This is a genomic window from Leucobacter sp. VD1 (assembly GCF_037150695.1).
GTDB lineage: Bacteria > Actinomycetota > Actinomycetes > Actinomycetales > Microbacteriaceae > Leucobacter.
Window position 1 is genome coordinate 103,049 of sequence record NZ_JBBCPO010000003.1, and the last position, 14,700, is coordinate 117,748.

Sequence of the window (14,700 nt, forward strand, 5' to 3'; positions counted from 1 at the left end):
ACGGCCACACCTCCACGCTAGGGAGCCTTCGTGTCCCCTGGTCTGCCAGCAGGTGAACAGCGGGTGAACTCGCAGTGCTCTCGGCGGGGTCTGGCATGGCAGGTAGCATGGGGCGGGTGACTGGGAAGAGACGAATCGCGGTGTTTGGGGCGGCGCTCGCGGTGCTCGCCGGCGGGGTGGGCCTGGTGGGTTGCGCCCCAGAACCGGAAGCGGATCCGAAACCAACGACGGCCCCCAAGCCGACCGCGACCCCGGAGCCAACCCCGGAGCCGAAGCCCGGCGTGGGGCCGGCCTGCCCCACCGACCACTGCGTGAGCGTGGCAGTCTCGGGTGATCTGCTGTTCCACGAGGGGCTGTGGAGTCAGTACGCGATTCCCACGAATGAGGCGGGGCAGAACTTCGACTTCGTGCCGCTGCTTGAGGGGCAGCGCGCGTATCTCAACCGATCCGATCTGGCGATCTGCCAGATGGAAACCCCTTTGGCTCCCGTCGGTGGCCCCTACGCCGGTTACCCTGCGTTCAGCACGCCGCCTGAGCTCGCCGCCGCGGTGAAGAACGTCGGCTACGACGTATGCACGACTGCGTCGAACCACACGATCGACCAGGGCACGGAGGGCCTGGTGCGCACCCTCGACGTGCTCGACCAAGCGGGTATCGCGCACACCGGTTCGTACCGTGCCGAAGGGGAGCGCGACGTGCCCCTCATTGTCGAGGCGAACGGCGTGAAGGTCGCGGTCATCACCTCGACGTTCTCGCTCAACGGGCTTTACGCCGACTACGACTGGCAGGTCGACTACCGGGAACAGGAGCCGCGGGTGGATCCTGAGCGGGCTATCGCGAAAGCGCAGAAGGCCCGCGAGATGGGTGCCGAGATCGTGATCGGGCTGCAGCACATCGGTGAGGAGTACTGGTCGGAGCCCACCGGTGGTCAGATCGAGCTCGCCCACCAGTTGCACGACAGCGGCCAATTTGACTTCGTCTATCAGCATCATGCACACGCAGTGCAGCCCTTCGAGAGCTACAACGGGAAGTGGATCCTGTACGGCACGGGCAATACCATCAGCGAGTCTGCGCCGCCTGCGCAGCGGGTGAACAACGAGTTTCTGATGGCGCGCGTGCAGTTCGCGAAGCAGCCCGACGGCACATGGGTCACGAACGATCTCGCGTGGAACGCCGCGACGAACATGCAGGACGGCCGCTACAAGTGGTGCTCGGTGATGCCGGATCAGCCGCAGGGCGTCTGCCAGTCACCCGAGATCGACGCGGGCGTTCTGGAGCGCACCCGCGCCACGGCCAACGCGATGGGAGCAGCCGACTCGGGCGCCCGGGAATGGCTCATCACGCAGGAGTGAGCTGTTGCTTGACGATTGCGATCCAGCGGTCGAACAGGGACCCCCCGGTGCGTTGCAGTTCGGCCTCTGCGTCGCTGATGTGTCGGCCCAGCACGATTGGTTCTGAGCGCGTCCGGGCGAATGCGTGGGGCGCCGCATCTGCCCATGCAGCGAAGCCGTTAGCAAGCAGTTCGGGGTGGAACTGGACTCCCCAGGCGTATTCTCCGACTCGGAAGGCTTGATTGGAGCAGGCCGGGCTTGTTGCGGCTGATTGCGCGTTGGGAGGGAGCCTCGTGATCTCGTCGAAGTGCCACTCCACGGCGGAAAAGCTGAGTGGGAGTGCCGAGAATAGGGGATCATTCAATGCTGCATCGGTTCGGGAGAGCGTCACGAGTCCGAGTTCGGGCGTGTCGGCGGGAGCAACGCGACCGCCGGCGACCACCGCAAGCACTTGAGCGCCGAGACACACGCCGAAATAGGGGATTCTGCGCTCGACGCTTTCGGCGACGAGTCGACGCGCCTGGGGCAGCCATGGAGCTCGCGCGTCGTCATCGGGCGCGGGTGAGCCACCGAGCATGATCAATCCGCATACTCCGTTGAGCCCAGCAGGCATGGCGTCTGCGACTCCGGCCCCCACCAGCCGCACCTCGAATCCGGCGGCTTCGAGGCGTCCGCAAAACTGGCCGAGACCCGCATCGGCCTCATTCTGAATGACAAGCACACAGTTCATGACTGACCCTTTTCTTGCGAGGAGAGTGGTGTGCGAGTGAGCAGCGTTTCGAGTGTCTCAGGTGCGCGGATTGTTGAGAAATTAAGCTCGTCGCCGCAGCGGCGGATCCCGTAGATGCCGGGTTCGAGCAGCGAGTTATACCGGAACCCGGTTGAGGCGTAATAGGCACCGGTGTCCAGGAGCGTGACGATGTCCCCAGGCGTGATGGGCGGGAGCGGGCGCTCGCTCGCCACGAGGTCGCCAGCGAAGCAGCACGGTCCGGCGATGTCGCTCATTACCGGTGCTCCAGTGAGGAGTGCCCCTTGAGGGTCTCGTGCTTCCACGCGAATCGGCCAGGCTTCTGGCATGAACGTGGTCCGTGTAGCGACTTGGGCGCCGGCGTGGGTAATCGCAATAGCGCGGCCGTCCGCTACCTTCGTGTACTCCACGAACGCGGCGATCCAGCCGAACTTCGCTAGTACACCGCGGCCGAACTCTGTGATGATCCCGAATTCTCCGCTGAAAAGCCGTGGCACTCGTTCGCGAAGTTCTTTCACATAGCCGTCCCAGTCGGTGAACGGGTCCTCTCGCGAAAAATCGACAGAGATGCCGCCGCCGATGTCTATCGAAGTGACCTGAGACCGCTTGGCGCGCCGGTTCACCTCATCCGCGAATTCAACGATCGCTGCGATGCCGTCTGCCGCCAGAGCGACGGGCACCCCCTGTGATCCTACGTGCGCGTGAACCCGACTGAGCCACGGTCGGTTGAGGAATGCACTGACGAGGCGTTCGCGGTTGCCTGAGTCGCGCAACGGGATACCAAACTTCGAGTGTTTGCCTGCGGTGCTCATCGCGGCGATCGCTCCGAGCCCGCTTTGCGGGTTGATACGCACTCCGAACACCGATCCGCGCGCTTCGCCGGGGACTGCTGGATTGCAGCTGTCTGCGGTTCGCTCCTCGGCGGAGCTGAGAATCTCGGTTATCCTGTCGAGCTCCTGGAAGCTATCGGCGTTCACGGATACCCCGGCAGAGATCGCCCACACCAGCTCGCTCCGTGATTTCGCCGGCGAGTCGAAGACGATCATGTGCGGAGGCACCCCGGCGGCGAGCGCCTGAGCCAACTCGCCTTCACTCGCCACCTCGCAACCCATGCCCATGTCGTGGAGCTCCCTGAGCATTGGTATTTCGCTGTGTGCCTTTACGGCGAAGGCATGGAGCACTGGGGTGCCAGGAGGAAGTGCGCGGGAGAAGGCTCTGCCAAGTGCTTGCACGTTCGCTTCGAGCCCATCGAGGTCCACGAATGCTGCGAGCGGTGCGCTCTCCGATGAGAGCCGTCCGGTGCGGATCGCGGCAGATATGGCGCGCCCTCTAAAGGTCGGCCCGGTTTCAGTTTCGTTCATTTCTGCACCAGTGCCAGCCAACGTCGAGTGAGCGTGCCCCAGGTCCTCGAAAGGTGGCTTTCATGCGCGAGCATCTCGGAGATGATGCCGTCTGCAGTGAGCCCATGCGCCGCGAGCTCAGGGCGTGAACGCGCGGGAGTGGCCCAGGCGCTCGCGGTTTCCGAGTTTGCCTCGAGATGGAACTGAACGCCCCACGCGCATGACCCTACGCGGAAGGCCTGGTTACGGCAGGCCTGGTTGCTCGCTAGGGCGGTACTCCCCGTGGGGAGTTGGGTTACTTCGAGAAAATGCCACTGGAGCGCACGAAGGGGCGAAGCGGTGTTGGCACATTCGAGTCGATCGAGTCCGTCGAGGAGAGGGTCGCCCGCCGCGGCATCAGTGAGGGCGAATGCAGCAAGGCCGACCTCCGGTTGCGCTGCCGTAGACACTGTTCCACCGGCCACGACAGCGAGGATTTGTGCGCCGAGACACACACCAAGGTAAGGGATCTCATGCCGAAGGGCCTCGGATACGAGTGCGCGGGTCGCTGGCAGCCAGGGAGCGACCGCATCGTCATTCGGGCCAGGGGTTCCGCCGAGTACGACAAGAGCATCGAAGTCGTCGAGTGTTTCCGGTATGGCGGCCCCCGCGTCCGGTCCAACCACAGTGAGTTCGGCACCCGATTCAATGAGTACGGCGCCAAGACGTTGGGCCCCAGCATCGTGCTCATGCTCCACGACGAGTACCTTTGCAGCTGATGATGATGATCGGGCAGCGGACGCGAACATATTCGGAGACCTCGTCGCTGTGTCTTGCGGGGCGCTCACAGCCGTCCTGCCGCAATGATCTGGCCGAGGAATTCGCGGGTGCGGGCTTCCTGGGGTTCGCCGAAGATTTGCTCGGGAGGGCCCTGTTCGAGCACACGGCCCTCATGAAGGAACGCGATCGAGTCGGCGACCTCGCGGGCGAAGTTCATCTCGTGGGTCGCCATGAGGATGGTGAGGCCGTCGGCGGCGAGTGACTTCACGATACTCAGCACCTCGGCGACGAGCTCGGGGTCGAGGGCAGAGGTGATTTCATCAAGCAGGAGGACATCGGTGTTCATTGCCACGGCTCGCACAATAGCGACGCGCTGCTGCTGCCCGCCGGAGAGCTGATCTGGATAGGCGTCCGCCTTGTGCGCGAGTCCGACACGGTCGAGGAGCTTCCGTGCGTACTCGTCGGCTTCCACTGGCTTTACGCCCAGTACGCGCCGAGGGCCGAGCGTGACATTTTCGAGTACGGTCATGTGTGGAAACAGGTTAAAGCTCTGGAACACGATGCCGATGCGGGTGCGGAGTCGGTCCAGGTCAACGCCTTCGCCGGAGATGCACTCCCCGTCGAGTACGATGTCCCCTCCTTGAATCTCTTCGAGGCCATTGATGGTGCGGAGCAGAGTGGATTTGCCGCAGCCAGAGGCTCCGATGAGGCAGACCACTTCGTGCTCCTCGACGTGGAGATCAATGCCGCGGAGCACTGCATGCTCGCCGTAGGACTTCTGGACGTCATTGAGTTCGAGAAACGCCATGCGCTTATCCCCTCGTCTTGGCGCGGTTATCGCGCTCGATCAGCCGGTCGACGAACCGGGTCTGCGGAATGGTGATGATGATGAACAGGATCGCTACGACCGTCACGGACGAGAGATTGAAGTAGTTGTTTGCGAGGATCTTTGCTTGTGTGAAGGCATCGACCGTACCGATGATGGTGACGAGCGCTGTGTCCTTCTGAAGCCCGATGAAATCGTTAAGTAGTGGCGGCATCACTCTTCGCACGGCCTGGGGGACTACGACAAAGCGCATGGTCTTCCCGTAGCTCAGGCCGAGCGAACGAGCCGCAGCGACCTGTGACCAATGCACCCCGTCGATGCCTGAGCGGTACACCTCGGCGACGTAGGCACCGTAGGTGAGTGTGAGCGCGAGCACAGAAGACCAGAGCGGGCCGAGTTCGCTGAAGAATGGGATACCGGCGAGCGGCAAACCGAAACCGACGAGGTAGATAACGATGATCGACGGTACTGCACGGAACGCGTCGATATACGCGGTCGCGAGCCAGCGGATCGGGCGCCCGGCGCGCCCCGGCATGATACGGGCGAGGGCAATGACCATTGCCCAGATGAGCACGAGGATCTCAGCGAGCACGGCGATCTGCACGTTCTGCCAGAATCCAACGGTAACGTCACCGATGCTCTGGAGCATGAACGGCACGTCGAAAAAGGTCGTCTGCACAGCATGGTTATTCGCTCCGAGGAACTGGGCGAATCCGACGATCACGAGGAGTGGCAGAGCATAGCCGGCCGCGATCCAACCAGACTGAGTCGCGCGGAAGCGGAACGCACGTGCCTGGGTGCTCCTGCCTGCTGATGCGGCCTCGCTGGCCGCGCGCCGATGCGCGAGGCCGCGGAGCACCGGGAGCCCAGCGAGCACGGCCAGGCCGACGAGTCCCCACAGTGCGAGGCCAATGGTGACGCGCCAGATTCCCTCGGCTGCGCCGGGAAGAGTGAGGGCAGAGAGAATTGCGGACGCCGTGGCGAGGAGGCAGCAGAGTGCGCCGACGAGAAGCGCAGTGCCAGAGGAGTCGCGATCGGAGGTGATCCGTTCGCGGATGCGGATTGGGCGGGTTGCCGAGCTTAGAGTCACTTGGTGCTCCACACGGGGATGTCGGTCGGATCGGTGCCGTATGCGGCGCTGAGATATTTCGAGGCGAGTGCGTCGATGGTGCCGTCCTCGCGCATCTGTATGATGATGTCGCTGATGACTGCCGTGTTGGGTGAGTCCTTCGGGAGGAGTACCCCCATTTGCTGGCCACTATCGAACTGTCCGATTACTTCGATCCGTCCGTTTGAAGCATTGGCTGCACCGAGAGCGACACTGAGATCCTGCACTGCGGCATCGATCTGACCGGCCGCGACGGCCGCATCGAGCTCAGCGTCGCCGGGGAAGACTGAAACCTGCTGTGTCGGCTTGAGTACTTCGTCCACGAAAATCTGCTCGGTCGTGCCCTGCTTGACTCCGATTTTCGCTTCGGCGATGGTGTCTTCAGTGATGGTTGAGCCCTGGGGGACGACGATGCCAGCGGTCGACGAGAAGTATGGTTCGGAGAAGTCGAAGATCTTCCGTCGTTCGTCAGTGATGGTGATTTGGTTGAGGGTGAGATCCATGTCGCCGGCCTTGCCCGCGATCAGGCCATCGAAAGATGCGTTCTTCAGATCGATGTTCTCGATGCCTGAACGGTAAGCGATGTTCGCGAGGATGCAGTAGTCGACACCGTCGGTGATGGACTCTACAGTGTCGCCGTTGTACCAACCTTTGCTCGGCAGATCAGCCTTCACGGTCAGCGTGCCTTCGGTGAGCGTGTCGAGGCTGAACTCGCCTGCGGTTCCCGTGACTTCGCAGTCACCGTAAGGCTTGGCTTTACTTTCGGCGGTGTCGGATGCGGCGCTGCAACCGGTAAGGAGTGCGGCGGCGGTCGCGGTGAGGGCAAGGCTCGTCAGGACGTGATTCTTCATTGAATACCTCTCAGATGTACGGTACTTAAACCGGTTTAGGTTCGCCCTGATAGTATTCAGGTCATCGCCGCGTTGTCAATTCGCTGAGCTACATCGGATGCTGACTGCCGACCGGCCATCGGAAAGTTGTCCCACGACCCCGGAGTATCGATCACATGAGCGCACCCCGGAAAGTCACTATCCGAGAGGTGGCACTGGCTGCTGGCGTATCCCCAGCGACGGTATCCCTGGTCTACAACGACAAGGGAGAGGTTGCTCAGGCCACCCGAGAAAGAGTGCTACGGGAAGGGGAGCGGCTCGGCTATAAGCCCGGATGGATCAGCAAAGTATTTCGATCTGGCAGAACCAACATTATTGGGGTAGCAGTGTTGCACGGAGATACGCCGATCTGGGAGCGTACCTACCTGCCCTACTATCACGGCATCATTGCTGGTGCAGCGATGGAAGGGCTCGAGCACGGTTACACCGTCACGGCGTTGAAAGTCGAAGCTGATGGATCATTTGTTGACAGGCTCTCCCTCGACGGGATTATCGTGGTGGACCCGCAACCTGGCGATCCCACAGTCGCTCAGGCGCTTGCCGAAGGCATCGCGGTGATCGCCGAGGGAGGCTATCTCGGAACGCCACCGCCGGGTCGCCTGCGCACGGTGCGTACCGACATAGTGACGGGGCTCCCGTTGGCCCTTGATGAGCTCAAGCGCCGTGGTGCGGGACGCCCAGCGTTCTTTCGCGGGTGTTCGCGCGACCTGTATACGGATCTCTCCGAGCAGGTGTATCAGGAATGGTGCGCGGCACATGGACATACCCCAGTGCAGTATGTGCTCGGGGAGGGAGAATCGCCGATTCACGGCGCTCGTGTTCTCTTGAACGGGGCGGGAGAGAGCTTCGACAGTCTCTACTGCGTCAACGGTACGTATTCAAGAGCGGCGCTGGCAGCTGCCTCAGAGTTGCGTATCACGGTGCCCGATGAGCTGGCCATCGCCGTAGCGAGCGAGGAACTCGATGCCGCAGTCGACCCCCGCCTGATCTCACTTGCGCTCGATCCGCTCGAATCGGGTCGACAGTGCGTGCGCACCCTCGTACAAATGCTCGAAGGCCGCGACGCGGAGGACGTCCTCCTCCCCATGTCGTTGCGAGGCTGAACTCTATTCAGTGCTTGATGGGGTAGGTCTCGACTGCCACGATGCCAGCCTCGGGGCGGCTGCGCGAGAAGTGCAGCACTGAGAATCCGGCGGGGGGCAGCGCGGCCGCCTCAGCGAGGTAGCGGCCCTGCGGGCTGCCGGTGGCGAGTGCCAGTTCGCGCGCGAGATCAGGCAGCACGGGTCGGTGGCTGCAGAGGATCGTGTTGCGACCGCGACCCACAACCTTCGCGACGAGTTTGCGCATCGAGCTGAGGTCGCCTTCGTCCCAGTTGTCTTGGCTGAGCGAGCGCTTCGCCCGCACTCGCTTGCCGAGGCGTTCGGCGAGCGGTGCCACTGTCGACAGGCAGCGCGTCGCCGTTGAGGAGTAGATACGGCGCGGGCCGAAGGCTTGCAGCATGGGCACCAGGGTCTCGGCCTGCGCTTCGCCGTCATCGGCGAGCGGGCGCAGGTGATCGACAGGGAAGGCTGCACTGCGGGGTTCGGCCTTCGCGTGCCGCAGCAGCGTCACCGAAAAGGTGTCGACCAGGTCGTGCTCGGCGAGCTGCAGGAACACGTCGTACAGCTCGCGGTCGGCTGCGTAGCTGAGGCGCTCGCGCGCCTCTTCTGCGGGCACCCACTCGATGGCCTGCACCTCGTCGCCGGGCACGAACTTGGCGCTCGCCTCGGCCTTTGCGGTGACCTTCGCCGCCCAGTACTGCACCGTCTTCGAGCGGCCGCCGCTGAGCGCGTAGTGGATCGTGCCGAGGTTGACGCCGAGGCGCACCCGATAGCCGGTTTCTTCCCAGGTCTCGCGCACTGCCGCCTGCGGCATGCTCTCGCCGGGGTCGAGCTTGCCCTTCGGGAAGGACACGTCGCGTTGCTTGGCACGGTGGATGAGCAGCACCAGGACGCGCGGATCGCCGTGCTCGTCGTACACCCGCCGCCAACAGACGGTGCCCGCTGCCAGCACCTCGCTCGGCTTGGCGACTGTGCTGACGGGCGCCTCGCGTTTCTTGGGGCGCTTCTTCGTGGCGGTGGGGCTCAACGGCTTCTCCGGGAGCGGGCCTCCGTGCGGTCGAGCATGACGAGGTCTTGCAGATCGGGCAGCGGCTCGCCTTCCTCGCTCACGACACGGCGCTGCCAGCTGCCGTCTGGCAGCATGCGCCAGGAGGATACATCGTCGCTGAACGCGAAGGCGAAGAAACGGTCGATGCGGGCCAGGTGCTCGCGATCTTCGATGCGCACGAGCACCTCGATGCGACGGTCGAGGTTGCGGTGCATGAGGTCGGCACTGCCGATGAACACTTCGCGCTCGCCGGCGTTCTCGAAGGCGTAGATGCGGGAGTGCTCGAGGTAACGGCCCAGCACCGAGCGCACCCTGATGTTTTCGGAGAGCCCCGGCACACCGGCGCGGATCGAGCAGATGCCGCGCACCCAGATCTCGATGGGCACGCCATCCTGGCCAGCGCGATAGAGCGCGTCGATGATGGCCTCATCGACCATCGAGTTGGCTTTCAGCTTGATGCCGCTGGGGCGGCCGGCGCGCGCGTGCTCAGCCTCGCGTTCGATGCGTTCGAGCAGACCGCTGCGCAGCTGCAGTGGTGCGACGAGCAGCCTGTCGTAGTCGGTTTCGATGGCATACCCCGACAGCACGTTGAACAGCTTGGTGACGTCGCGGCCTACCTCGGGCGACGAGGTGAACAGGCCGAAGTCTTCGTAGATGCGGCTGGTCTTCGGGTTGTAGTTGCCGGTGCCGATATGGCAGTAGTGGGCGAGACGGTCCTGCTCCTGGCGGATCACGTGCACGAGCTTGCAGTGGGTCTTGAAACCTACGAGGCCGTAAACGACGTGCACGCCCGCCTGCTCGAGCTTGCGGGCCCACGTGATGTTGGCTTCTTCGTCGAAGCGAGCCTTCACCTCGACGAGCGCGAGCACCTGCTTGCCGGCCTCGGCCGCTTTGATGAGCGAGGCGACGATGGGGCTGTCGCCGGAGGTGCGGTAGAGGGTCTGCTTGATGGCGAGCACATCAGGGTCGGTTGCGGCCTGCTCGACGAAGGCCTGCACGCTCGTGGAGAACGACTCGTAGGGGTGGTGCACCAACACCTCGCGGCGGGCGATCGCCCCGAACACGTCAGGCTTCTCGCTGGGCGAGTTCGTGCGGAACTGCGGATGCGTCACCGGAATGTGCGGCTTGAACTTGAGATCGGGGCGGCGGATGCCTGACAGTGCGAAGAGCCCGCTGAGGTCGAGCGGTGCGGGCAGCGTGTAGACCTGCTCTTCGTCGATGTCGAACTCGGTGACGAGCAGCCCCAGGGTGGCTTCGTCCATGTCGTCGGAGATCTCGAGGCGGATCGGCGGGCCGAAGCGACGGCGCAGCAGCTCCTTCTCGAGCGCCTGGATGAGGTTCTCGGTCTCATCTTCCTCGATCTCCATGTCTTCATTGCGGGTGACGCGGAAGACGTGGTGGTCGAGCACCTCCATGCCCGGGAACAGGCCGTCGAGCTGGTTGGCGATCAGCTCTTCGAGCGCGATGAAACGCACATCGTCGATGCTTTCACGCTGATCCACCCGCACATAGCGGGGAATCATCTGCGGCACCTTGAGCCTGGCGAACTCGACCTTTTCGGTGCGCGGGTTGCGCACCCGGATCGAGAGGTTGAGGGCGCGGCCCGAAATGTACGGGAACGGGTGCGCGGGATCGACCGCGAGCGGCATGAGGATCGGGTAGATGCGCTGCTCGTAGTAGTCGGTGAGGTGGGCGCGGTCTGCGGCGTCGAGCTGTTCCCAGTCGACCACGCGCACGCCGGCCTCGGCGAGCGCCGGCTGCACCTGATCGCGGAAGCAGCGGGCGTGGCGCAGCTGCAGCTCGTAGGCGGTGCGGTTGATGTCGGAGAGTACATCGTTCGGCGAGCGGCCCACGTTGGTGGGCAGCGCGAGCCCCGTCACGATGCGTCGCTTGAGGCCCGCGACGCGCACCATGAAGAACTCGTCGAGGTTGGAAGCGAAGATGGCGAGGAAATTGGCGCGCTCCAGCAGCGGCACCCCGGGATCTTCAGCGAGTTCGAGCACGCGCTGGTTGAAGGCGAGCCAGCTCAGCTCGCGATCGATGTACCTGTCGGCGGGCAGCTCTGCTCGATCGACGGTGATCTTTCGGGTGTCTTCGGTCATGCGTCCATTGTGTCATCGACCCCTGACGAAGCCGCTCTCGCCCACTGACGGCTGCGTGAATCGACGGTGAACGAAGCGTGCGCATAGAGGCGCACCGCGCGCTCGTTCTCGCCATCGACGTACAGCGTGACCCGTGTGGGCGCGTGCTGCGCCATACGGGCGAGCGCCACATCGAGCAGCAGCCGCCCGAGCCCGCGGCCGGCCTGCTCAGGCCGCACCCCCACGGCGTAGAGCTCGCATTCGACGCCCTCTTCACCGCGCACCGTCTTGATCCAGGCGGATCCAGCAAGCTCAGGCCCCGGCTCCTCGGCGAGCAGGATCAGGTCGTCCGGCTCGAACCACGGCTCCTGACGCATGAGCGCGAAATCAGCCTCCGTGATCCGCCCCTGCTCGGGATGCGATGCGAATGCGGCCGCATTGCTTCGCACCCACGCCGCGGCATCGGCTGGCTGCTCGGGATCGAAAGCGCGCAACCGCAGACCGGCTGGCGCCTGCAGGGCGAGCGGATCGCGCCCATCGGAGGGCAGCAGCGCCGGATCGAGCGCCATGCGCAGCAGCGTGCGCACCGGCGCGAAGCCTGCTCGCGCGAGCAGCGCTTCTGCTGCAGGATTCTCGCCGTGAGCCCAGGCGCGCAGTTCGCCGTTCGTGCGCGCGAGCGTCTGCGCGAGCGCGGCCGATCCGACGCCGCGCCCCCGCGCGTTGGGCCGCACCGCGAGATCGACCTCGCCCTGCCCGACGATCCCAACCGCCACGGGCGCGACAGCAGCGACAGCTTCGGCCGCCTCACCTGCAGCCTCCGAGAACCGCAGCAGCACGCGCTGGCCCTGCGCCGCTGCCAACATTGCCTGATCCGATACCGGCGATGCGCCGTCGTGGGCCTCAGCCTCGGCGATCAGCGCACGAGCCTCGGCGAGTGCCGCATCGGAGGCACCCTCCGCAACTGTGAGACGTGCAGACATCTACTCCTCCTCTGCTGGGACACGGGCTCGCGCAAAGCCGTACCCCACACCCCGCACCGTGCTGATGAGCCCCTCGTGCTCGCCCAGCTTCGCCCGCAGGCGCCGCACGTGCACATCGACGGTGCGCGTGCCGCCGAAGTAGTCGGTTCCCCACACTTCGCCGAGCAACTGCTCGCGGGTGAACACCCGCCCGGGGTGCCCCGCGAGGAAGTGCAGCAGCTCGAACTCCTTGTAGGTCAGATCGAGCGGGCGGCCGAACAGCCGCGCAGTGAAGTTGGACTCGTCAATGACAACGCCCGCGGCCTGGACCGCGGGCGGGGGAGCGGCAGCGGCCGAAGCCGGCCGGCCGAGGAGTCGCAGGCGCAACTCGGTCTCGGCGGGGCTGGCTGTGGGCAGCAGCAGTTCGCTCACGCTCCACTCGGGGGTGAGCGCGGTGAGCGCGAGTTCGGGGAGGATCACCACGCGCGGCGTCTCCACGCCCTCCGCGAGTGCCAGGCAGGCCGCGCGGGCGCGGCGAGCATCGAGCGTGCCGTCGACGAGGATCGCGTCGAAGCGGGCCGCCATTGTCTCGGGCACCCGCAGCGACAGCGGCGAGGTGCGCACCTCGTGAGGCAGCAGGTCGAGGGCCGGGAGGGAATCGGCGGGATCGCGATCGGCGAGGCAGAGCAGCTGCATGGACCGCCTCCCTCCGCTGTTCGTTCGACCCGAGGCCATAGTACTGCGGGCACTGTTTCGTCGCAGTTTCGGGGTGATTTCGGCTGTCCTATGTCGGCGTGGCCTCGCATCGGCCCGTGGTGGCGGGCGCTGTGAAAGAATAGGGGGCGTGAGTGAGCCCGTGCAGTCTGACGCCCCGGAGATGCCCGATGTGCAGTCGTGGCACTTTCCGCGCATGATCATCGCGTGGGCTGTGGCGGCGCTCATCGGCGCGCTCGTGACGCTGCTGGTGCCGCACGATGATCGCTTCGCGTGGCTCGCATTCGCTGTGGGGGCGAGCACGCTCGTCACTTTCGCATTGCAGCTGGGCACGGCGCAGCGCGAGGGGTTCATCACTCGCGTCTCGTTCAGTGTGGCTGGCTCAGTGGTACTGATCGCGGTGATCGATGTGATCGGGCTGCTGCTCGCCTAACGCCCCGCTTGTTGTCGCGGCGGGCATGTCGGCAGGGTGTAATAGACTGTCCTCATGCTTCTCGCTCTCGAACTCTTCTTTCTCGGTCTCCTCGGTCTCGCAGGTGTCGCGATCGCGTGGATCTCGGGCACTGTCGTCTACAAGCTCTTTAAGGGGCAGCGCTAATCACCTGCTCGCTGCTCGATGCGTGAGCAGGAGGTGCTGATGTCGTCGTTCTTGGATCTTCCGGGTGCCGTTGCGGATCCGGCTGGCGTGGCGGCTCACTACGGCGAGCCGCTGCCCGAGCAGCGCGCCCTCGAAGCGGGCACCGCTGTCGTAGATGTGTCGCACCGCGGAGTCATCACGGTTTCGGGCCCCGATCGCCTGAGCTGGCTGAACTCGATGACGAGTCAGCAGTTGCTGGGTCTGCGCCCTGGCGAGAGCACTGAAACCCTGCTGCTCGACCCGAACGGGCGCATCGAGCGCGCGATCCGCATCGTCGATGATGGAGAGCGCAGCTGGCTGCTCGTCGATGAGGGGTCAGCTGAGCCGCTCGCGGCGTTCTTGCAGCGCATGCGCTTCGCGCTGCGCGTCGAGGTGCACGACGTCTCTGCCGAGTATGCGACGGTGCTCGCCTTCACCGGTGGCGGGCCGGCGGCGGCTGCGCTGCGCGCACTGTCTCCCGCGGCCGAGTGGCAGGATCCGTGGGCAGCTGTGACCGCGGGCGGTGTGCAGTATGCGAGGGCTGCGGGGCACGCGGCCGAGGGCTGGGCGGTGTCGCAGTTCGTGTTCGCTCGCGAGGATCTGCCCGCCGTTGCCGCGCTGTTGCGCGAGGGTGCGCTGCGCCCCGCGGGCCTGCTCGCACTTGAAGCGCTGGAAGTGCGGGCCTGGCGCCCGGCGCAGCACGCCGATGTTGACGAGCGTGCGATTCCGCACGAGTTCGACTGGCTGCGCACGGCAGTGCACCTCACGAAGGGCTGCTATCGCGGGCAGGAGACCGTGGCGAAGGTGCACAACTTGGGGCATCCGCCCCGGCGTCTCGCAATGCTGCACCTCGACGGCTCCGGCGGTGAATTGCCTATCGCGGGCGCGCTCGTCTACCGTGCGCCCGAGCCCGGCGAAGCGCGCGATCCTGAAGCACGCCCGGTGGGGCGGGTCACTCGGGCAGCGCTGCACCACGAGTGGGGCGGCATCGCGCTCGCCCTGCTGAAGCGCGCGCTGCCGGAGGATGCCGCCCTTGAGGTGGCACTTGCTGATTCTGAGGAGCGGATCGCCGCGGCTCAGGAGGCGATCGTGCCATCCGATGCCGGGGCCACGCGCGAAATTCCAAGGCTCAAGCGGCTCTGATGCGGCCGCCACGGCGGCCACCGGTTACCTCATAGAC

Annotated in this window: 14 protein-coding genes; 4 read left to right on the forward strand and 10 right to left on the reverse strand. The window is 65.0% G+C overall.

Annotated elements, in window-relative coordinates; translation table 11 throughout:
• Positions 1 to 107 precede the first annotated feature (107 nt).
• Positions 108 to 1,352: a CapA family protein gene (locus tag WFL22_RS09525; RefSeq protein ID WP_442918649.1), complete on the forward strand. Its 1,245-nt coding sequence runs from the start codon at positions 108 to 110 to the stop codon at positions 1,350 to 1,352.
• Here WFL22_RS09525 and WFL22_RS09530 read toward each other — a convergent pair.
• From WFL22_RS09530 to WFL22_RS09555, 6 genes are all read right to left on the reverse strand, one after another.
• On the reverse strand, positions 1,339 to 2,061 hold the full coding sequence (locus tag WFL22_RS09530; RefSeq protein WP_336992523.1) for a type 1 glutamine amidotransferase: 723 nt from the start codon (positions 2,059 to 2,061) through the stop codon (positions 1,339 to 1,341). The genes WFL22_RS09525 and WFL22_RS09530 overlap by 14 nt on opposite strands.
• A complete protein-coding gene (locus WFL22_RS09535) occupies positions 2,058 to 3,338 on the reverse strand; it encodes a diaminopimelate decarboxylase (RefSeq protein WP_336992525.1) in 1,281 nt (426 codons plus the stop codon). The genes WFL22_RS09530 and WFL22_RS09535 overlap by 4 nt, the downstream gene beginning before the upstream one ends.
• 98 nt (positions 3,339 to 3,436) lie before the next feature.
• Positions 3,437 to 4,207, reverse strand: a complete 771-nt coding sequence (locus tag WFL22_RS12445) for a type 1 glutamine amidotransferase (protein ID WP_442918974.1) — start codon at positions 4,205 to 4,207, stop codon at positions 3,437 to 3,439.
• 35 nt (positions 4,208 to 4,242) lie between these two features.
• Positions 4,243 to 4,986, reverse strand: coding sequence for an amino acid ABC transporter ATP-binding protein (locus WFL22_RS09545; RefSeq protein ID WP_336652078.1), 744 nt, complete (start codon positions 4,984 to 4,986; stop codon positions 4,243 to 4,245).
• 4 nt (positions 4,987 to 4,990) lie between these two features.
• A complete protein-coding gene (locus WFL22_RS09550; RefSeq protein ID WP_336992529.1) occupies positions 4,991 to 6,094 on the reverse strand; it encodes an amino acid ABC transporter permease in 1,104 nt (367 codons plus the stop codon).
• Positions 6,091 to 6,963: an ABC transporter substrate-binding protein gene (locus tag WFL22_RS09555; protein WP_336992530.1), complete on the reverse strand. Its 873-nt coding sequence runs from the start codon at positions 6,961 to 6,963 to the stop codon at positions 6,091 to 6,093. Before WFL22_RS09555 ends, WFL22_RS09550 begins: the two co-directional genes overlap by 4 nt.
• 155 nt (positions 6,964 to 7,118) lie before the next feature.
• On the opposite strand from WFL22_RS09555, the gene WFL22_RS09560 reads away from it, so the two are divergent.
• Complete coding sequence (locus WFL22_RS09560) at positions 7,119 to 8,105, forward strand: LacI family DNA-binding transcriptional regulator (RefSeq protein WP_336992531.1); 987 nt, start codon at positions 7,119 to 7,121, stop codon at positions 8,103 to 8,105.
• Between the two features lie 7 nt (positions 8,106 to 8,112).
• Here the strand turns inward: WFL22_RS09560 and WFL22_RS09565 are convergent, their stop codons facing one another.
• From WFL22_RS09565 to WFL22_RS09580, 4 genes are read right to left on the reverse strand one after another with little or no spacing between them, the layout of a single operon-like run.
• Positions 8,113 to 9,129: an NUDIX hydrolase gene (locus WFL22_RS09565; protein WP_336992533.1), complete on the reverse strand. Its 1,017-nt coding sequence runs from the start codon at positions 9,127 to 9,129 to the stop codon at positions 8,113 to 8,115.
• A complete protein-coding gene (locus tag WFL22_RS09570; RefSeq protein WP_336992535.1) occupies positions 9,126 to 11,252 on the reverse strand; it encodes an RNA degradosome polyphosphate kinase in 2,127 nt (708 codons plus the stop codon). The genes WFL22_RS09565 and WFL22_RS09570 overlap by 4 nt, the downstream gene beginning before the upstream one ends.
• On the reverse strand, positions 11,249 to 12,211 hold the full coding sequence (mshD, locus tag WFL22_RS09575; protein WP_336992536.1) for a mycothiol synthase: 963 nt from the start codon (positions 12,209 to 12,211) through the stop codon (positions 11,249 to 11,251). Before mshD ends, WFL22_RS09570 begins: the two co-directional genes overlap by 4 nt.
• Positions 12,212 to 12,886 (reverse strand): winged helix-turn-helix domain-containing protein, encoded by a 675-nt coding sequence (locus WFL22_RS09580; protein WP_336992538.1) that lies wholly within the window; start codon positions 12,884 to 12,886, stop codon positions 12,212 to 12,214.
• A 148-nt stretch (positions 12,887 to 13,034) separates the two neighbouring features.
• On the opposite strand from WFL22_RS09580, the gene WFL22_RS09585 reads away from it, so the two are divergent.
• Complete coding sequence (locus WFL22_RS09585) at positions 13,035 to 13,337, forward strand: hypothetical protein (RefSeq protein WP_336652070.1); 303 nt, start codon at positions 13,035 to 13,037, stop codon at positions 13,335 to 13,337.
• 204 nt (positions 13,338 to 13,541) lie between these two features.
• On the forward strand, positions 13,542 to 14,663 hold the full coding sequence (gene ygfZ, locus WFL22_RS09590; protein ID WP_336992540.1) for a CAF17-like 4Fe-4S cluster assembly/insertion protein YgfZ: 1,122 nt from the start codon (positions 13,542 to 13,544) through the stop codon (positions 14,661 to 14,663).
• Positions 14,664 to 14,700: the final 37 nt, after the last annotated feature.